Source organism: Rhodoferax sp. AJA081-3, assembly GCF_017798165.1.
In the GTDB taxonomy this organism is placed as follows: domain Bacteria; phylum Pseudomonadota; class Gammaproteobacteria; order Burkholderiales; family Burkholderiaceae_C; genus Allorhodoferax.
On record NZ_CP059068.1, the window covers coordinates 4,806,427 to 4,825,644 of the forward strand.

At 59.6% G+C, this 19,218-nt stretch carries 13 protein-coding genes; 6 read left to right on the forward strand and 7 right to left on the reverse strand.

What is annotated here, in order from left to right:
- Positions 1 to 72: 72 nt before the first annotated feature.
- From HZ993_RS22525 to HZ993_RS22540, 4 genes are read left to right on the forward strand one after another with little or no spacing between them, the layout of a single operon-like run.
- Positions 73 to 1,956 carry an extracellular solute-binding protein gene (locus HZ993_RS22525; RefSeq protein ID WP_209394933.1) on the forward strand — a complete coding sequence of 628 codons (1,884 nt, stop codon included), beginning with the start codon at positions 73 to 75 and terminating at the stop codon, positions 1,954 to 1,956.
- A 6-nt stretch (positions 1,957 to 1,962) separates the two neighbouring features.
- The gene (locus HZ993_RS22530; RefSeq protein WP_209394934.1) at positions 1,963 to 3,003 is read left to right on the forward strand and encodes a microcin C ABC transporter permease YejB; all 1,041 of its coding nucleotides are present in this window, start codon (positions 1,963 to 1,965) and stop codon (positions 3,001 to 3,003) included.
- Positions 3,000 to 4,037: an ABC transporter permease gene (locus tag HZ993_RS22535; protein WP_209394935.1), complete on the forward strand. Its 1,038-nt coding sequence runs from the start codon at positions 3,000 to 3,002 to the stop codon at positions 4,035 to 4,037. Before HZ993_RS22530 ends, HZ993_RS22535 begins: the two co-directional genes overlap by 4 nt.
- The gene (locus HZ993_RS22540; protein WP_209394936.1) at positions 4,034 to 5,635 is read left to right on the forward strand and encodes an ABC transporter ATP-binding protein; all 1,602 of its coding nucleotides are present in this window, start codon (positions 4,034 to 4,036) and stop codon (positions 5,633 to 5,635) included. The genes HZ993_RS22535 and HZ993_RS22540 overlap by 4 nt, the downstream gene beginning before the upstream one ends.
- Here HZ993_RS22540 and HZ993_RS22545 read toward each other — a convergent pair.
- Positions 5,632 to 6,303: a M50 family metallopeptidase gene (locus tag HZ993_RS22545; RefSeq protein ID WP_209394937.1), complete on the reverse strand. Its 672-nt coding sequence runs from the start codon at positions 6,301 to 6,303 to the stop codon at positions 5,632 to 5,634. The genes HZ993_RS22540 and HZ993_RS22545 overlap by 4 nt on opposite strands.
- A 35-nt stretch (positions 6,304 to 6,338) precedes the next feature.
- Here HZ993_RS22545 and HZ993_RS22550 point away from each other — a divergent pair, with 35 nt between their 5' ends.
- Complete coding sequence (locus HZ993_RS22550; protein ID WP_209394938.1) at positions 6,339 to 6,848, forward strand: DUF4384 domain-containing protein; 510 nt, start codon at positions 6,339 to 6,341, stop codon at positions 6,846 to 6,848.
- A 22-nt stretch (positions 6,849 to 6,870) separates the two neighbouring features.
- Here the strand turns inward: HZ993_RS22550 and HZ993_RS22555 are convergent, their stop codons facing one another.
- The 6 genes from HZ993_RS22555 to HZ993_RS22580 form a co-directional block, all read right to left on the reverse strand.
- Positions 6,871 to 7,515 (reverse strand): response regulator transcription factor, encoded by a 645-nt coding sequence (locus HZ993_RS22555; RefSeq protein WP_209394939.1) that lies wholly within the window; start codon positions 7,513 to 7,515, stop codon positions 6,871 to 6,873.
- Entirely contained in the window at positions 7,512 to 9,677 is a 2,166-nt protein-coding gene (locus HZ993_RS22560; RefSeq protein ID WP_209394940.1) for a PAS domain S-box protein, read from the reverse strand. The genes HZ993_RS22555 and HZ993_RS22560 overlap by 4 nt, the downstream gene beginning before the upstream one ends.
- A gap of 129 nt (positions 9,678 to 9,806) precedes the next feature.
- A complete protein-coding gene (locus tag HZ993_RS22565; protein ID WP_245213729.1) occupies positions 9,807 to 15,797 on the reverse strand; it encodes an alpha-2-macroglobulin in 5,991 nt (1,996 codons plus the stop codon).
- A 66-nt stretch (positions 15,798 to 15,863) separates the two neighbouring features.
- Entirely contained in the window at positions 15,864 to 16,628 is a 765-nt protein-coding gene (locus HZ993_RS22570; protein WP_209394941.1) for an ABC transporter substrate-binding protein, read from the reverse strand.
- Between the two features lie 30 nt (positions 16,629 to 16,658).
- Positions 16,659 to 17,393, reverse strand: a complete 735-nt coding sequence (locus HZ993_RS22575) for a transporter substrate-binding domain-containing protein (RefSeq protein ID WP_209394942.1) — start codon at positions 17,391 to 17,393, stop codon at positions 16,659 to 16,661.
- A gap of 26 nt (positions 17,394 to 17,419) precedes the next feature.
- A complete protein-coding gene (locus HZ993_RS22580) occupies positions 17,420 to 18,169 on the reverse strand; it encodes an ABC transporter substrate-binding protein (RefSeq protein WP_209394943.1) in 750 nt (249 codons plus the stop codon).
- A gap of 68 nt (positions 18,170 to 18,237) precedes the next feature.
- On the opposite strand from HZ993_RS22580, the gene HZ993_RS22585 reads away from it, so the two are divergent.
- Complete coding sequence (locus tag HZ993_RS22585; protein WP_209394944.1) at positions 18,238 to 19,179, forward strand: histone deacetylase; 942 nt, start codon at positions 18,238 to 18,240, stop codon at positions 19,177 to 19,179.
- Positions 19,180 to 19,218: the final 39 nt, after the last annotated feature.

Below are 19,218 nucleotides of genomic sequence, written 5' to 3' on the forward strand. Positions count from 1 at the left end.
ACCATACGCGCCATGCTAAATATCCCCACTCGTATCGGGTCGGGCTTTGTCGGTGTTTGCCTTTCTCTCACAATGAGTCTGGCCCTGGGCGCTACCCCTGCCTTTGCCGCATCCGCAGCCCCGGTTTCATCCAAACCGCCTCTGATAAAAGCGCCAGTAGCACCTATTCAAACGGGTGTCTGGACACACGCCATATCGGCCTATGTGCCGCCCAAGTACCCGGCCGACTTCAAACACTTTGAGTACGTCAAACCGGACGCACCCAAGGGCGGCACGCTGAACCTGAAACAGCCGGACCGGCGCACCAGCTTCGACAAGTTCAATCCGTTCACTACTCGGGGTAACGCACCGGCCGCGATGAAGATATTCGTATTCGAGTCGCTGGCCATCCGGTCCATGGACGAACCTTTGGCGATGTATGGCCTGCTGGCCGAATCGTTTTTTGTCGCGCCCGACCTGTCATCCATATCGTTTCGCATAAACCCCAAAGCGAGGTTTAGTAACGGCGATGCGGTCACTCCCAAGGACGTTGTCTACTCGTTGGAGCGGCTCAAGAGCAAGGAAGCAGGGCCCGACACCCAGGCCGAAGTAGCGGACCTGGAACGCGCTGTAGTGGTGGATGAACGCACGGTGCGTATTGACCTGTCGGCCAAGTCTGTGAACGCGGTTTTTGCCGCGGGAAGCATGTGGGTTTTTTCGCACAAATGGGGTGCCGGCAAGAAGTTTGACGAGGTGGTGACCGATGAGCCGATCGCTACCGGCGCCTATGTCATCGATACCTATGAAATGCCCAGCCGTATCGTTTTTAAACGTACCACAGACTATTGGGGCAAAGACCTTCCCTCGCGCAGCGGCCACTTCAACTTTGACCGGGTGCGTTACCGCATGTACAGCGACCATGCGGTAGCTTGGGAGGCCTTCAAAGCGGGTGAGTTTGATATCTTCAAGGACTATCGTGCTAGTTCCTGGGTGCGCAAACATAAAGGCCCCAAGTGGGACAACGGCACCCTGATCAAAAAAGCATTTAAGACTGAGACTGGTCAGGGCTTGCAGTCCTTGAACCTGAACACGCGCCGCCCCCTGTTTCAAGACATTCGGGTGCGCGAGGCGCTTATGCTGGCATGGGACTTTGACCGATACAACCAGTACGGCACGTTTACCCACAGCTACAGCGTTTTCAACAACTCCCAATTTGCCGCCACCGGCACGCCGTCTGCTGAGGAGCTGGCGCTGCTGGAGCCTTTCCGTGCCGAGTTACCACCCCGAGTCTTTGGTCCTGCATTTGTGCCGCCGGATAACCTAACTAGTCCCAATGCTTTGCGGGAGCACCTGCGCAAGGCACGGGACCTGTTGGCGCAAGCGGGATGGAAAGTTGCCACCGACGGCAAATTACGCAATGCCAAAGGTGAGGCGTTTGAATTCGAGTACATGTCGTCTAACCTGCCCGGCACTTTGATTGACTACCAGCGCAACCTGGAAAAACTGGGCATCAGCATGAAAGAGCGCATCGTCGACTTTGCCTTGTTCCGCCGACGGTTGGAGCAATATGACTTTGATCTCATCATCATTGTGGAGCCCGACTTCACTCTTCCCAACGCTGCGGAATTGGCTTCGCTCTATGGCAGCAAGTCGGCAGATGAACCTGGAAACAACAACGCCCGTGGTGTGAAGAGCCGTGCCGTGGATGCATTGACCGAGCGTATAGGCGCGGCGACCAATCTGGACGAACTACGCACTGCCACGCGGGCCTTTGACCGGGTCGTGATGTGGAATTTTTGGCAAGTGCCACAGATATTCGTGGCCGAAGAGCAAATCTCGTACCGCAACCGCTTTGGCATGCCCAAGACGCAGGCCAAGGTTTTTTCTGCAGACAATTTCCTCGAAGCCAGTACACCTCCATGGCCCCTGTGGACCTGGTGGAACCAAGAACCCGGCGACGCCGCACCGCGGAAGTAACACAGCATGTTTGCCTATCTTTTTAAACGACTCCTGCTGATGGTGCCCACGCTGCTGGGTGTGCTGACAGTGACTTTTATCGTGATCCAGTTTGTACCCGGCGGGCCGGTAGAGCAAGTGATGGCCGAAGCCCGTGCTTCGCAGAAGGGCGGTGACGGTGGTGGATCCTACAAGGCTGGCCGCGATATCAGCAAGAAGCAGATGGAGGAACTGAAGAAGCTGTACGGCTTTGACAAGCCCGCACATGTGCGCTATTTCGAAATGCTCAGTAACTTTGCACGCTTCGACCTGGGTCGCAGCTTCATGCAGAACAAGGATGTCTGGACCCTGATCAAGGACAAACTGCCGGTCTCCATTAGCCTGGGTTTGTGGGCCTTTTTGATCTCGTATCTGATATCCATTCCCATGGGCATCACCAAGGCGGTGCGCGAAGGCAGTGCATTTGACAATGTGACCACCTTGCTCGTGTTGGTAGGCTTTGCCATTCCAGGTTTTGTGCTGGGTGTGTTGCTGATCGTGTTGTTTGCCGGTGGTTCGTTCTGGGATGTATTGCCGCTGCGTGGCCTCACCTCCGACAACTGGGCCGACCTCACCTGGGGTGGCAAGATAAAAGACTACTTCTGGCATCTGGCCATGCCACTGACCTGTCTGACCATTGGTAGTTTTGCGACCATCACCTTGCTGACCAAAAACACCTTTGTGGAAGAGATCCGCAAACAATATGTATTGGTGGCCCGCGCCAAGGGCTTGAGCCAAGACCGCGTGCTCTACAAACATATCTTCCGCAACGCATTGATCCCGCTGGTGACCGGTTTGCCTGCGGCGTTCATTGGCGCTTTTTTTGCCGGCTCGGTGTTGATCGAAACCCTGTTTTCGTTGGATGGCCTGGGCTTGCTCGGTTATGAGGCGGTGATTCGCCGTGACTACCCCGTAGTGCTGGGCTCCCTGTATGTCTTTACCTTGCTAGGTCTGGTGGTGAAATTGGTGGCGGATATGTTGTACGTGGTTGTTGACCCACGGGTGCAGTTTGAGGCGGTGTCACGATGAGCGCAGTTGCAGACGTCTCCCGCTCCCCAGGCCAGCGTGCCTGGGCCCGTTTCAAGCGCAACCGCATGGGTTATCTGTCCCTGTGGTTGTTTTCGGTGTTGCTGGTGCTGGCCACCTTTGGTGAGCTGGTCAGCAATGACAAACCCTTTGTGGCCAAGGTCAATGGCACCACCTATTTCCCGATCCTGAACAATCCCAGTGACCAGGCATTGGATGGTGATTTCGCCACGCCAGCGGACTGGAAAGACCCGTTCATCACCGGCCTGCTGGCGCAACCGGGTAACTGGAAAGTGGGTGCCATCAACCCGCATTCGGCCATGTCGATCGACTACTTCAGCAAGAACCCCAACCCGGCGGCCCCCAATGCGGACAACTGGCTGGGCACTGACAAGTTCGGGCGCGACATGTTGGCGCGCCTGCTGTATGGGTTTCGGGTCAGCATCTGGTTTGCAATCGCACTCACTGTGGCCGGCACGTTGATTGGTGTGGTCATGGGTGCCATCCAGGGCTACTTTGGTGGTCGTATGGATTTGACCGTGCAGCGCTTGATCGAGATTTGGGGTGCGGTGCCCGAGCTGTACTTGCTGATCATCGTGGCGTCCATTTTTGAGCCGTCTTTGTTGCTGCTCCTGATACTGTTGTCGCTCTTTGGCTGGATCGGTTTGTCGGACTATGTGCGTGCTGAGTTTTTGCGCAACCGCAATCTGGAGTTTGTAAAGGCGGCACGTGCCTTGGGTCTGTCCAACCTGCAAATCATCCGCCGCCATGTGTTGCCCAACTCGTTGACGCCAGTCATCACCTTCCTGCCGTTTCGCATGAGTGGTGCCATCTTTGCACTGACGTCGTTGGACTTTCTGGGCCTGGGAGTGCCGTCCAGCGTGCCGTCCCTCGGTGAATTGTTAAACCAGGGCAAGGACTGGCTGGATGCCTGGTGGATCATCGTCCCCACCTTTTTGGTTCTCACCGTCTCGATGACGCTGCTCACCTTTATCGGCGACGCCCTACGCGACGCCTTCGACACACGTAAATCATGATGAGTAGCCAGCCCAATCTATTGGATATCGAGCACCTGACGGTGCGCTTCGGGTCATCCACTGTTGTCAATGACGTGTCGTTCGCCATTCGCCCTGGCGAGAAGTTTGCGCTGGTCGGTGAATCCGGTTCAGGTAAGTCCATCACGGCAATGTCCATCCTGCGCCTGGCCGATGCGGCCACCACCACGGGTGCCATCCGTTTCAACGGTGCCGACTTGCTGACCAAGAGTGAACGCGAGATGCGTGCGATCCGCGGTGGCGACATCGGCATGATCTTCCAGGAGCCTATGACGGCACTGAACCCGCTGTACACCGTGGGCAACCAGATTGGAGAAGTGCTGGAGCTGCACGAAGCCATGCGCCCCAATGCCGCCCGAGCGCGCGCCATTGAGCTGCTGGCCCAGACCGGCATACCCGAGCCCGAGCGCCGCATCGACTACTACCCGCACCAGCTCTCGGGTGGTCAGCGCCAACGCGCCATGATCGCCATGGCATTGGCCTGCCGCCCCAAACTGTTGATTTGTGATGAGCCCACCACGGCGTTGGACGTGACCATCCAGGCCCAGATTCTGGACCTGCTGGATGCGCTGCAGCGCGACATGGGCATGGCCCTGCTGTTCATCACCCACGACCTGAATCTGGTGCGGCGCTTCACGCACCGTGTGGGTGTGATGGAGCGCGGCAAACTGGTGGAGATTGGCGATACCGAAGCCGTTTTTGCCAACCCGCAACACGCCTACACCCAAAAGCTGATGGCCAGCCGGCCGCAGCGTGTGGTGGTCGATTTGCAGCCGGATGCGCCGGTGTTGTTGTCGGGCAAAGATGTTGCGGTCAGCTTCAGCAGCGCCGAGGGCTGGTTTGGCAAACGCCACTTCAAGGCCGTGGCGGGGGCTACGCTACAACTGCGCCGGGGCGAGACGCTGGGCATTGTGGGTGAGTCCGGCTCCGGCAAGACCACGCTGGGTATGGCCCTGTTGTCGCTGCAGCAGATTTCCGGGGGCGAAATTGCGATGGGTGGCGAACGCATAGACAACGCGGACCGCAAGGCTCTGCAGGCCATGCGCAAACGCATGCAGGTGGTGTTCCAAGACCCGTTTGCATCGCTGAGCCCGCGCATGACCGTGGGCCAGATTGTGGGTGAGGGCCTGGCGCTGCACCGCACAGACCTGGACAAGGCGGCACGCGACGCGCTGGTGCTGCAAATGTTGGACGAAGTGGGTTTGAGTGAGCGCAGCGGCGTGACCAATGCGATGCAGCGTTACCCGCATGAGTTTTCCGGTGGACAGCGCCAACGTATTTCGATTGCACGCGCCATGGTGCTGCGCCCCGAGGTGCTGGTGCTGGACGAACCCACTTCGGCGCTGGACGTGTCGGTGCAGCAGCAGGTGCTCAAGCTGCTGGCCGAGTTGCAGCAGCGGTATGGCCTGAGTTATGTGTTCATCAGCCACGACCTGGCGGTTGTGCGCGCCATGTCGCACCGGGTCATGGTGATGAAAAACGGGGGCGTGATCGAAGAGGGCGAAGCCCAGGCCCTGTTTGATGCGCCGCAGCAGCCCTACACCAAGGCTTTGCTGGCGGCAGCCCATTTGGCCGCCTAGGTTCTGGAGACGCCCCAGGCGGCAACGGCCAAAGAAAACAGCGCCACCACACCGCCCCAGAACCAATACGGCAGCCACAGGGCCTGGGCAATGACGCTGCTGTCCGATGGCATGGCCACACCGTTGACAACGGCCTGCGCCGAGAACAGATACCCCAAGTGGTTGAACCACGACAGGCACAACGTGGCCGCGATGAAGTGCAATACAAACGCCGCAGCGGCGGGGGACAGCAACCGCGCGGCAATGCCCAGGGTGGCGGCCACGGCCAGCAAAAAAGCCACGCCAAACACATTGCGCGACCACAGCACCACCGTCACCACGATAAGGGCCGCCACGCTGGCCAGAACCGTGCGCGCAAAGCGCGGCTTGCGAGACACAAGCAAGAGGCCAATACCGGCGAAGGTAGGCCCCACCAGACCACCGGCAGCTATCAAGGCGGTGGCCAGGCGCCCCGGGTTGCCGCGCCATGCAGCCATGCCCGAGCCATCGGCATTCAGTACCAGATGGTCAAACTCTGAACCGGTCAGCATCGCCGTGATGCCGTGCCCCATCTCGTGTGCATAGGTGGCCAGCAGCGTCAGCGGGTACAACAACTGGCGGCCATAGGGCACCTGCCAGAGCACCACAACGGCGAGGGTCGACAGGATGAGCAGGCTGCGGGATTGCATGGAGGTGTTGAAAAAACCGAATGGTATCCTTTTGCATGACAAAAGTTTCTACCACCGTTGCGGGCTGTGCCCTGGGTTTGGTACTGGTGTTTGGTGGCTGCGCCGTACCGTCCAAAGATGCGCCAGTAGACGCCAATTGGCTGCAGCGCATGGATGGTGTGCTGCGCAAGGCCACACCCGCGCTACAGGTGCGGGTACAGCCCGCCGCCAACCCGGTCAAACAGGGCGAGGTGCTGAAGCTGCGTGTGTTTTCGAACACCGCTGGTTTTGTCTACTTGTTGCAGCTGGACAGCGATGGCAAGGCCCTGCGTTTGGTGTTCCCCAATGCAATGGACGATGCCAACTTCATGGGCGCCGGTTACATCGATCTGCCCCGCGGCAACTGGCAACTGCCCGCCCGCGGCCCGACCGGGGTGGCCTACTTGATGGCCGTCATGTCGCCCACCCAGTTGGATCTGCCAGCGCTGCAGGCCCAACTGGCGTATGGCCGGTTTGAGTTAATGGGGACCTATGGCGCGGCCATGGTGCCGCTGCGGGGAATGTAAAACTCTGGTCGTGGTCACAAGCTCAGGCGTCGGCCAGGCCGTTGTCGCGCAAGAATTTTTGCAATTCATTGCTGTTTTCCACGCCCAGCTTCAAGTACACGTTGGAGCGGTAGTTCTCAATCGTGCGGTAGTTGATGGGGCGATTCGGGTCCCGCGTCGTGAGTATTTTTGCAATCTCCTTGGCGGTTTTTCCCAGCGCGTCGAGCAAGGCGGTGTCGACTTCTCGCGGCGTCAGGGTGTCCCACAATTTCCGTGCGCTGCGCTGGTTGCTGCGCCGAATGCTGTCGGCTGTGGCGGTTTGCATGGCGCGCTGAACCTGATCCAGCAACTCGGTCTCGTCGCAGGGTTTGGGCAACCAGCCGAATGCCCCGTCCTTGACGGCTTGAACGGCTTGCGGAATGGTGCCATGCCCCGACAGAAACAAGACCAGCAGCGGGCAACCCATGGCGCGCAACGTATTGAATACGGCAATGCCCCCCATGCCCGGGTCCATGCGCAGGTCCAGGATGACAACCCCCTCCGACGCTGCAGAAACCGCGGTCAGAAAAAGTTCACCCGACTTGAATGCACGCACCGAGTAGCCCCGGGCAACGAACTGGCTACCCAGACCGGTGCGAACAGCTTCGTCGTCGTCAACAATGTAGAGATTCAAATGAACGTTGTTCATGGTGCTATGGGTAGGTAGGCAGTGAAAATGGTTCCACCTTGGGGCTTATTTTCAAATTCGAGGCGGCCGCCATGTCCCTCCAGTATGGTGCGGCAGATCTTCAGGCCCAGGCCCAAGCCATCCGGCTTGGTTGTGAAAAATGCCTGAAAAAGCTGACTTGCAATTTCCGGCGCGATGCCCGTGCCGTTATCCGCAACACGGATCCAGACCAGTGTGGCATCTGCCCCCACCCGAATGTCAACTACGCGCTTGGCCACTGGTGTTGCCTGCATGGCCTGCAGGCCGTTGACTATCAGGTTCATGACGACTTGTTCAAGCATTACTCGATCTGCATGCACGTGCGGCAGGGGGTCGGCATAGTGCACCAGCACGCGGGCTTTGCGCTGGCGCAGGTCAAAGCGCATGAGTGCCAGCACATTGGTGACTACCGCATGCAGATCACAGGGTTGAAAGCCCGGTGTCTGTTGTTTGGCAGCCAGCCGGATGCGGTCAATGATGGTGCGAGCCCGCAGAGCCTGCGCCTTGATGGAGTCCAAGCTTTCCACCAACTGGATTGGCTTATTCTGTTCCGAATAAACGCGCGCCGCGCTTGCAAAGCTGGCCATGGCCATCAGCGGCTGGTTGATCTCGTGCGCCAGGGTCGACGCCATTTCGCCCAGGCTGGCCAGGCGTCCGGCGCGCTGCATTTGTTCGACATGCTGGCGTTGCTGCTCTTCGGCGCGTTTTTGTGCAGTGATATCGACGACCGAACTCATCCAGCCTTTGTGTGTGCCCGCAGCGTCTATCAACGGCGTGGTGTAGATCATCGTGAATACATCGTGGCCGTCCCGGTGGCGAAAGCGCGACTCGTAGCCGGTCAAGCCTGCCCGACCACTCAGGTCGGCACGGTTGTCAGCCCAGTGTTTTTCTGTTTCGTCCGGGTGCCAGTAGGGGTAGGGTGGCAGGCGCCCCAGCAATTCGTCAGCGCGGTAGCCGGTCATCTCGCAAATGGCAGGGTTGACATAGATCACATGGCCTTCCAGGTCGCGCGCCCGCACGCCCACCAGCAGCGAGTCTTCCATGGCCTTGCGGAAGCTGACTTCCTCCTCCAGGTCTTTGGTGCGTTCGCGCACCCGCTGCTCCAGTTGCTCGCGGGCACTGCGCAATTCCCGAAAGCGCTTCTCCCGTTGGCGCAGGTACATGGCGGCAAACAGCACAAATCCGCTGGCTAGCGTGGCCGATGTGATGGCGCTCCAGCGCTCGCCTTTGGTAGTGGCCACATCCGAAATCTGGATCAGTGTCCATGGCCATTGACCCAGCCGGGTATCCAGCGCTAGAAAGTCCCGCTCAACGCCCTGGATGGTGGTGGACACCTCGTAGTGGCCGTCGGCCTTGTCGCGCTTTACCCGCCACGGTATGGGTGCAAAGGTCCGACTCTTGCCATACTGCCGCGAGGCGTTCAGCTGTTGGACCACGTCAGCCCCCAAGGGCTCGGTGGTGGTGTACAACCAGTCCGGCTCCGAGCTGAGGAAAACGACGCCAAGGTCGTCCGCCAGCACAACCGGGCTGCCGCGCTGGCGCCAGGCGCTTTGAACGGCATCCAGGCGCACGGTCAGAACCATCACGCCAATAACGGTGTCTCCGTTTTGTACCGGTTGTGCGATGTGAAGGCCAGCCAAGCCCGTGCGCGCATCGACGGCGTAGCTCAGGCCAAGCCTCCCGGCGCGGGCCTGTTTGAACTCCGGGCGATCCGAATAATTCTCGGGGGCCTGGTTCAGGCGGGATTGCCAGTTGCTGGAAGCGACCACCTCACCTTTGACATCCAGCAGCACCAGCAACTCGGTTCCCAGGCGACGGTTAACGTCTTGCAGGTAGGGGTCAAACTTGTCCTGCAAATGCACATTCTGCGCGTCTGCCAAAAAATCCCAAGCCAACCGGTCCCGTGCCACGGCATATGGAAAATCCTGGTACCGGGTGATGGCGCTCTCCAGCGCGGGTAACAGCACATCCAGGTTACGGTGCATGCCGGCCACCTGGGCGGTGACGGCGCGCCGAAAGGCCCATTCGCCATAAGCGGCCATCAACCCCATCCAGATCACAAGCGGCAGCAACCAGCGTGCCCAGCGTCGCCGTCCAGGTTTGGGCGTGTGGGATTGCGGCAAAGGATATTCAGGTTCGGGCATTGGTCTTGAAGCCTGGGTGAATCCACTGTTCGGGTTGGCTATTCTGCCAGGGTTCCTTTACGGAAAATTGGGCTGTAGCCCCCGTGAAATATGGTGGATTAGCTATCAAAATAGTAGTGAACTCATCGTTTACTTTGCAGCCTCCACCCGCACCCGCGCATTCGGCGACTCGCCAAACATCTCTGGCGCATACATGGCCTCCACCCGCGACGGTGGCAGCGAGAACTCGCCCACATTGTTCAGGCGTATGGTGTATTCCATCTTCACGACTCCCTTGGGCAAGAACTGGTAGTAGCTGCGGAAGGATTCAAAACTGCGCTCTTCAAACGCTAACCAGCCATCGCCGTCCTTCTTCTCCCCTTGTGTCGCAATCTCGCTGTCGCGGCCCAGGCCGCTGCCCAGAATCGTCGCGCCACCGGGCACGGGGTCGGTGATGACGGCCCAGGTCATGTCGGCGCTGGCGTTCACCTCCAGCGTGATGCGCAGCACATCACCCCGTGTGTAGCTGCCGGCAGGCAAAGCTTTGTTGGCCTGCTCCACCGGCGTGATGGTTTTCTTGATCTGGTAGCCCGCATTGAAGGGCTCCTTGAGTTGTACCGCGGCTACCGACTGCAGTGTCAGCCAGGGCTTGCCGGGGCCCTGGTGCGTCACGCTCAGGGTGTCCTTGGGCAGTGTCTTGCTCCAGGGCAGGAACATGCTGTTGTTGCGCAGGTTGCCGGGTGATGCAGGCGCGCCAAACCAGGTTGTCTGGTGCGCTGCGCCCGACGCATCCGTTGTCTTGATGCGCTCCACTTTGCTCCACTCCACGCTGCCAGTGCCCGTGCTCATGGCGGCCTTGGTGGAACCCGCCACGGTGACGGCCTCAAACTTGGCGGAGAACTTCTCTAGTGCCAGCCCGCCCCACAGGTTGGCCGTGGTGGTGTGCCATGCGCCGGCTTGCTGGCGACCGATAAAGCCGTTGGCCAGGCGACCCATGTCGTCTTTCCAGGCCGGGTCATCCATCACGCTGAGCATCAGGCGCGCGGTATTGACGTCGCCGTTTTGCATCAGCCACCACCAGTAGTCGTCCTTCTCGGTGCTGAAGATCATCTTGGTGCCCTGGTAGCTGATGCGGCCGCGCAGGATCTGGTTGGCCTCGGCGATGCGTTTGTCGCGATCAGGTACATCCTGCACACGTTTTAGGATATTGAGCCAGTCAATCACCGCATGGGTGGGCCACTGATTGGGCGCGATGGTGATGGAACCCACCATACGGCCCTGTGCCTTGCCGTAGCGCGACAGCGCTTCCAGCGCGGCCAGCTTGCGTATGTCCAGGTCTTTGCGCGGACTCCAGAAGTCGCGTTGGATGCGACCCTCCACAAACGCAATCAGACCACGCTCCATCGGGGCGCGTACGGTGTCGCTCAGCGCAAAGGCAGGGTTGATGCTCGCCGCCTCGTGCGTGGAGGCCAGAAGGTACGCTGTCAGTGTGTCGCTGCCGCGGTTGCCATCCCCATCGCGTGGCGGGAAGTAGTTGGCCAGGCCATCGCTGTCCAGATAACTGGGGATTTGTGCGGCTACGGTTTCCCATAACTTGCCATCCCGCAGGCCGACACTCTTGCTGGTCTTTTGCTCCAGGCAAATAAAAGGGTAACGCGCAAACCAGTCGCGCACGCCCGGCAGTCCTTCGGCCAGCTTGGGTTGCAACGACATTTTCAGCCCCCCGCGTCCCGGTATCGCATCAGCTGGGGCGTTTACGTCCAGCGTGAAGGGACCATCCAGCTGCACCAGTGTGGCCTGTTGTACTGTCAGTGGCACGGCGGGGATGATGCGCTGGCGCGCCTTCAGTGCATCGCGTGCACCGCTGACCGTGTCTTTGGCTTCTATCTCCCACAAGATGGCCTCGGAGCGGATTTGGGCCAGTTGGGCGGGGGCGGTCACCATCCACGCCAGTTCACGCGCGTCTCCGGCGGGAATCTCCACCGTTTGCATGGGCAGCTCCAGCAGCGTGGCGCGCGGGGTCACTTCGACCTTCATCGCCTGTTTGGTGGTATTTCGCAGTGTGATCTGGGCACGGAACTGGTCGTCCTCACGCACCAGGGGTGGCAAGCCGCTGATGATCTGCAGGTCTTGGGTGGCACGGATGCTGGTGGTGCCCGTGCCAAACAAGCCGGTCGATGCATCGGCCACGGCAACGATCTTGAAGGTGGTCAATGCGTCGTTCAGTGGCACGTTGACTACCGCCTGGCCATTGGCATCCAGCTTCACGCTGGGGTTCCACAGCAACAGGGTCTCCAGTAGCTCACGTGCGCCACTCTTGCCACCGCCACCACCGGCGGGTACGGCCTTGCGGCCATAGTGCCTGCGGCCAATGATTTCCATTTGTGCGGTGGATGTTTCCACGCCCCAGGATCGGCGTTGCAACATGGCGTCCAGCAGGTTCCAGCTGCTGTTGGGCATCAGCTCCAGCAGGGCCTGGTCTACGGCTGCCAGTGCTACTTCAGCATTCGCTGCGGGTTGGCCATTGGGTAACTTGACGCTTATCGTGACCTTGGCCTGGCTGCGCACCGCGTAGCTCTCCTTGTCGGCCTTCACACTCACATCCAACTGGTGGGCTTTTGTACCCACGCGGATTTCGGCCACCCCCAATCGGAAGGCGGGCTTGCTCAAATCCACCAATGCAGTGGGGGCCACGTATTCACGGCCCTCGTACCAGAAGGACGTCCACCATTCACGCGGTGCCTTGTAGCCCCAGGTGAAGAACGAATACCACGGCACTTCGCGCAGGCGGCCGCGCAGGGCGAGCACACTCACGTACACGTTGGGTCCCCAGCCGTCCTTGATCTTCAGACTAATGGTCGGGTCTTGGCCGTTGAGTTGCACCACTTCGGTCTGCACAATGCCTTCGCGCTCCACGGCGACCAGCGCGGTCGCAAAGCGGAAGGGCATGCGCACCTGGAACTTGGCGGTCTCGCCCGGCTGATAGCTCTTCTTCTCGGGCAGCAGGTCGATGCGGTCATGGTTCTCCCCGCCGAACCACAGCTCGCCCTGCTTGGTGACATAGACCGAGGATGCGGCCTGTATGCTGTTGCCCGCGCTGTCCTTGGCGGTAACAACCAGTTCTACCTCACCTGCTTCATTGAGCGCGGTTTCACACAGCAGCAGGCCACGTGAATCGCTCTTGCCGGTGCAGACCGTGCCCAGTTCCTTCACGCTGGTCTTGTTGTCATAGGTGTAGAACCCTCCCACCATGCGTTTGCGTGTAGTGGTGACGATACGGGCCGTGGCTTTGACCTCCATGGCCACGTCGGCTTGTGGCTTGCCAGACAGGTCCAATGCCAATGCCTGGAACTTGATGCGCTGGCTGCTCGACACCCAGCCCTCGGTCTTGATGCCGGCCACCACCCCCGCAGGCCACAGGGTTTGTGTGCTGCGAATGGTTTGCACCTCGCCGTTGGGGTCGGAGTAGGTGGCCTCCAGCAACAGGTCTTGTGGCTGGCGGCTGGTGGGCACCTTGTCGACAGTCACTTTGCCGGCGCCATTCTTGTCCAGCGTCAGCGGAAGCTTGTCGGCGATCACCCTGGCATCGGCTGTGGCGTCGGGTTCTTCTTCACCTTCGGGGCGGTTGTCGCGGGTACCGCGTGGCGCCTGGAAGTTGAATTCTGAAAAGTCTGCATAGTTCAGGTACTTGCCACGCACCAGGGCCGATACCCGCACCGGCAGGTTATTGGCACCGCCGCCAGACACATAGTTGATCTGCACATCCACGGGCACGGTCTTCACATTGACCAGGGCTTTCTTTTCAGTGGGCGTGATACGGCCTTCAAGCACCGGCAGACGGAACTCTTCGACCCGGAACGAGCTCGTGGTGAAGTTGCGTTCGCCGTTGTTGGCAGACTGCAGCTCCACCTGGTACACCCCCAACTTGGCAGCAGGGGGAATGGCGAATGTGTTCTCAGCACTTTGACCGCCCGTGGCCGTCTTGCGCCACACCAGGTCTTGCGTGTACTGCTGGCCACTGCCCACATGGGTAATGACCAGCACGGCGGGCTGCGTTTTCGTCAGACCAAAGCCCTGACTGGTTTCGCTGCGCAAGATGTGCTTCATGGACACGGTCTCGCCGGCGCGCAACAGTGTGCGGTCGAAGATGGTGTGGGCCCGTTCGTCGGGCCGCGCCTCGCGGCTGGTGGGCAGGTTGAAGCGCCAGGGCTCTATGCCGCGGTTCCAGTCGCTCCAGGTGAAGGCCATATCGTCCACCACGCCCTTGCCGTCACCAGCCGGTTGCTGGGCACGTGCGCTGACAAAGTAGGCGTTGGTATAGCTGCCGTCTCCATTGCAGTTGGGTGGCTCTGGCGAAATACCGCTCAGGTTGGCAATGCCCTGCGCATTGGTCTTGGCACTGCCCACCTCATTGCCCCTGCAGTCGGACACACGCACCTGGGCATTGGCCACGGGTGTGCCTTTGTCCAGCGTGGTCACCCAGGCCAGCGCGTTCTCACGGCCCAGCTTGAAGTGCACGCCCAGGTTGGTCACCAGGGCTGAAGTGCGGACCACCATGGTTCGGCCGCTACCGTGGCGTTCATCCAGCAGCGAGCTGCCCAACTTTTGCGAGCTGATTTCGACCACATGGAAACCTGGGGCGAGCGGAATGCCTACCACCTCAAACGGCCGTGGGTCGTTGCTGGCAGGTTTGGGTAGGTCCAGCGTCTTCACATTCGGCTGGCCGCCCAGCAACGAGACCATGCGCGACTGCACTACGTTGCTGTCATATGCATCCACTGGCTGGGGCAGTGGTCCCTTAACGTCCCGGGCCGCAAGCTTGCGCGACACCGTGAAGTTGTCGTAGCGCTGCACCTTCAAAAACCACTGTATGATCTCGGCATCCGTAGCTGGCGTGACAGTGCTGACCTTGCCCTGTTCGACTTTGAGCCCCTGCGTTGCCAGGGCCGCTTCTACATTGCGCAGCGTAACGGGCAACATGGCCACGCCATCAGGTTCGGCAAAACGTTCGACGATGCCAAAGGGCGCGGCGGCAAACTTGGCCAGGGGTGGCATGGCACCGGTGGCTACCTTGAGCGGAAAGCTGTCTGCGTTGCGCAGTGCGCGGCCCGAAGCGTCTTTGAAGCCCTTTGGCAGTTCCACGGTGAACGCGGTTTGCTCAGGGAAAATGGTGTTGAAGCTTATGCTGTTTTGCACAGTGTCTTCGTCCTCAGACCCGCCGCTGTTGGCGTCTGGCGTGGGCTTGAGGGAATCCTTGTCCGACTTCAGGCGTATGGCGGCCAGCAGTTTTGCCGACACCGGAGCATTGAAACTGAGCCGCATGGGGCGTATGGGCAGGCAGGCGCTTTGCGCATTCTCCCGCTCGCAGCTGAAGGTGGCGGCAAAGGGCTCGCGCACCTGGAAGTTGAAACGCTTCTCTACTGAGTTGGCTACACCATTGGCGTTGCTGCCGCTGGCCGGTGTGCTGACCCCCTGGCCGAACACGATTTGCACTTTGGCCGATGGTGTGAGTGTGCGGTTGCAGGCCATGGTGATGAAGCTCAAGGGGTCTTTGGCGGCTGCAGCCTCCAGCCCTTGTGATTTGAGCAGGGCAGCACGGTCCTTGCCATCGATCAGGCGTATGGCCACGCGTTCGCCCAGGCCCTCCACCGAGCACCACACATTGGCCTGCACGCTGGCCAATGTGGCGGGGCCATTGAGCCGCAGCGTGAAAAACTGCTCTTCGTCAATGCGGTTGCCGCTGTAGGGCTGGGTGCTTTGTACAAAGGGTCCACCGGTATTGAACTTGAAACTGGTGGGGCCAGACAATTCTGCGCCCTTGGCAGACTTGAAGCCGCTGCGCACTTGCAGGTTGCAGGTCACACCCGGTGGCAGGTCGTTCTCAAACTCATAGGCCCAACTGCGGTCGGTCACCCAGCGGCCTGATCCCTTGGTGACCTGGGCATCGCTACAACTTAGCGTTAACGGCGCCTCGGCCTTGGGGTCGCCAAAATTGACAGCACTCTCGTCAAACTTGGCCACCACCTGGCGTACCCGCGCCACCTCGCCCTGTGGTGACAGGTTAATGATCTGAATGGCCTGCGCCTGGAATGCTGCAGTCGCCACCAGCGCCGCGCAAATTTTTGTAACGGTATTGCCCACATTTGCTCCCTGTGTGAATGGGCGAGGTTAGCCGATTTAAGGCAGACTATGACAAGTGGTGGCGCCCTACAAGTAGCGGGCCCGGATTTTGCGGTAGGTGCCGTCTGCAATGATGGCCCTGAAACCTTTGTCAAACAGCGGGACCAAGTCTGCATGTCCCTTTGCCTTGTTGAATACCAGGTAGGTTGGTGTTATCTGCACGGATGGGGACAGGGCCACAATTTCGTGATTGCCCAAGAGGTCCAGGGCCTCAAATCCGACCTCCCGGTTGGACAGAACTGCCTGTATCCGTTCACGGGCGAGTTTCTCGAAATTTTGCTTATCAGTGTTGACCTCTTCCAGCTTGATGTAGCCCTGCTCAACCATGGTCTGCATGGCGGCAGGCAATTTGAAGCCCCGGCGAATACCAACGGTCTTGCCTTTGAGGTCGTCAATCCCATTGAACGACTGGAAGCTGCCTCTACGGGCAAAGATATTCAACTCGGTCAATTTGACCGGTACCGTGGTGAAGTCCATGTAAGTTTTGCGTATGTCCGTCACGGTGTAGGCGAATGCACATTCAACCTCACTTGCGGTGCCCATGGCGATGTCGCGCTCCAGCCGGACCCAGGGCAGCAGTTGAAAGCTCACCTTGATTCCGACCCTGCGGCCCGCCTCAGCAATGGCATCCACGTCAATTCCCCGAATCTCGCCACCGTCCAGCGTGACATAAGGCGCAAACACATCGCTGTAACAGGTGATCGATCTGGTTTGTGCCCAACCGGGTGCTGCTAGCAGACCAGCCAATGCGCATACGGCAAGTAGTTGACGGTTCTTGTGCAGTACGGGCATTTGGGTATCGTAAACGGGTTCAGCCCCCAACTAATTGTCCAGACCATACTTGGCCCAGAGTTGTTTGAGCACACCAGCCGACTCCATTCGGTCAAATATCGCGTCGAGTTCTTGTGGACTGGGTTTGCTACCCCGTTTAACCACCGCAGAGTGTGCGTAGGTTTGGTCGAATCGCTCAGAGACCAAGAGGCGGGACACTGCCTGAGGGTCCTTCAGCAGGTAACTCTTGAGATACGACTTGGTGATCACTGCTACGTCGCCCCGCCCCGCGAGCAGATTGCGCAGGCTCACCGCATTGTCTGGGCTGAAGCTGATGTTGAACTGCTGCGCGAGGCGCTCCGGGTCCGCGGTAAAGTTGGCGAATCCATAGTGGTAGCCGCTGACACCCAGAATGTGTTTACCTTGTAGTGTCTTGAAGTATTCCTGGCCGCGGCCCTGCTGGCTAAGGGCTACATACACTTCTCCGTCGCCTTGCAAGAATACCTTGCTGGCCTGCACCAAGGCGGGGTCCCATCCCCACTTGATATTCTCAAACAACACCATGCTGAAAGACCCATCGGCCATGTCGCGGTAACGGCGTTTGGAGGATGTGTTTACCAGCTGGAAGGTGTAGTCTTTTTGAATCGCATTCATTGCTACCAACAAATCGCTGGTCAGTCCACCTGACGGGTCTACAAAAGGCAGGAATGGATAACCACCTACACGCACCAGTTCACCTGATTGCACCGGCTGCCCAGCCGCCATTAACGCGAGCAGAAGGGTCAATATTCTGCCAAGCTGTCGGACCGTGGTCACCGCACAGCCCTTTCCACTCCGTATTTTCTGAAAATCCTGTCATAGGTGCCATTGGCCTTGATGACCTCCAGCCCCTTATTGAATGCACCAATGATCTCCTGTGCTTTGGGGTTTTGCAGCCCGGCGGTGACGTACAAGGGATTGACCGACAGCGGCGTTCTGACAAATTCAATCTGCTCCAGGGCCAACGGGTCTTCCGCGCTGATGGCGGCACGTGCCACGATTTCGTCCTCCAGCGTCAGATCTATCCGGTTGCGTAGCAGTTTTTTGATATTGGTTGTGAGGTCTTTGCCGTTCTCGCGGACAAAGGCGGTTGACTGCATAAACGCGTCGCCGTACCCATATCCCAAAACGGTACCTATACGCTTTCCGTTCAGGCTCTCCAGACCGTTGAATTCAAACGGATCACCCTTGCGTTTGATAAAGCGCACATTGCCCACTGCAAACGCGGAGCTGAACAGCAATACCTTGGCCCGTGCTTCGGTGCGCCAGGTAAAAGGCACGATGTCGTAGGAGCCGTTTTTGACACCCGCCTCGGCCCGCGCCCACGGCACGTACTCCATGGTCACTTCATGCCCCTGGGTTTTGTAGGCAGCGCGGATAATCTCCATGCCCAGACCTCCATCGGGTATCTTGGGGTCTCCATAAGGCGGGTAGGGGTCTCCAGCCGCGGTGATGGTCATGGCATTGCTGGCTACAGCCAGAGCCATTAGGCAGGCGGCAAGCAGCCGCGGGGGCACTTTCATGTGTCTCTCCAACGTGTGGGCAAACTCTCGCAGCATGGGGTGGGCCTGTCAAGCGCCAGAATACCCCCATGCAAGCTTTTTACAGTGACCAGTTCGTTTTGCCCCTGCCCGAGGGCCACCGTTTCCCCATGGCCAAGTACCGGATGCTGCGCGAGCAATTGGCTGTTCACCTGCCGGCCGTACAGTGTTTGGAGGCTCCTCGCGCCAGTGACGGCGAGTTGGCCTATGCCCACAGCCCTGGTTATGTAGAGGCCATCGCCCAGGGCACGGCCAGCCCGGCGGTGTTGCGTGAGATTGGCTTCCCCTGGAGCGAGGCCATGGCTGAACGGGCCCGACGCTCGGTAGGTGCCACCATCGCCGCCGCGCGTGTGGCGCTGGTGCAGGGTGTGTCGGCCAACCTGGCGGGCGGCACGCACCACGCCTACGCCGACAAGGGCGGTGGGTTTTGTGTCTTCAACGACGTGGCGGTGGCCAGCCGGGTGGTGCAGGCAGAGTGGGGCAGGCGCCAGCCACGTGGTGCGGAACCCCTGCGTGTGGCGGTCATTGATCTGGATGTGCACCAGGGCAATGGGACGGCACACATCTTCCAAGGCGACGACAGCGTGTTCACGCTATCCCTACACGGCGACAAGAATTTTCCGTTCCGCAAAGAGGCTAGCGATCTGGATGTGCCACTGCCTGATGGCTGTGCAGATGCGGACTACCTGGCCGCACTGGATGGTGCGCTGGCTGAGCTGGACAGACGATTTGCGCCTGGTCTGGTGATGTACCTGGCAGGGGCCGACCCGTACGAGGGCGACCGCCTGGGCCGCCTCAAGCTGAGTATGGCCGGCATGCAGGCGCGGGACCAGCGGGTGTTTGACTGGTGCGGTGCACGCAATCTGCCGGTGGTGGTGTTGATGGCGGGCGGGTATGGGGTGCGTATTGACGAGACAGTGGCGGTGCAGCTCAATACGTATCGGGTGGCGCTGGCCTACTGGAAGGGCTTCCAGCGGGATTCTTCCTTGTGAAATATGCCGCTAGCCCCCGTGGAATATGAAGTTATAGCT

Excerpts from the sequence above, each read along its gene's own strand:
- HZ993_RS22525 (WP_209394933.1), top strand. The coding sequence starts at position 73 with ATGAGTCTGGCCCTGGGCGCTACCCCTGCCTTTGCCGCATCCGCAGCC.
- HZ993_RS22530 (WP_209394934.1), top strand. The coding sequence starts at position 1,963 with ATGTTTGCCTATCTTTTTAAACGACTCCTGCTGATGGTGCCCACGCTG.
- HZ993_RS22535 (WP_209394935.1), top strand. The coding sequence starts at position 3,000 with ATGAGCGCAGTTGCAGACGTCTCCCGCTCCCCAGGCCAGCGTGCCTGG.
- HZ993_RS22540 (WP_209394936.1), top strand. The coding sequence starts at position 4,034 with ATGATGAGTAGCCAGCCCAATCTATTGGATATCGAGCACCTGACGGTG.
- HZ993_RS22545 (WP_209394937.1), bottom strand. The coding sequence starts at position 6,303 with ATGCAATCCCGCAGCCTGCTCATCCTGTCGACCCTCGCCGTTGTGGTG.
- HZ993_RS22550 (WP_209394938.1), top strand. The coding sequence starts at position 6,339 with ATGACAAAAGTTTCTACCACCGTTGCGGGCTGTGCCCTGGGTTTGGTA.
- HZ993_RS22555 (WP_209394939.1), bottom strand. The coding sequence starts at position 7,515 with ATGAACAACGTTCATTTGAATCTCTACATTGTTGACGACGACGAAGCT.
- HZ993_RS22560 (WP_209394940.1), bottom strand. The coding sequence starts at position 9,677 with ATGCCCGAACCTGAATATCCTTTGCCGCAATCCCACACGCCCAAACCT.
- HZ993_RS22570 (WP_209394941.1), bottom strand. The coding sequence starts at position 16,628 with ATGCCCGTACTGCACAAGAACCGTCAACTACTTGCCGTATGCGCATTG.
- HZ993_RS22580 (WP_209394943.1), bottom strand. The coding sequence starts at position 18,169 with ATGAAAGTGCCCCCGCGGCTGCTTGCCGCCTGCCTAATGGCTCTGGCT.
- HZ993_RS22585 (WP_209394944.1), top strand. The coding sequence starts at position 18,238 with ATGCAAGCTTTTTACAGTGACCAGTTCGTTTTGCCCCTGCCCGAGGGC.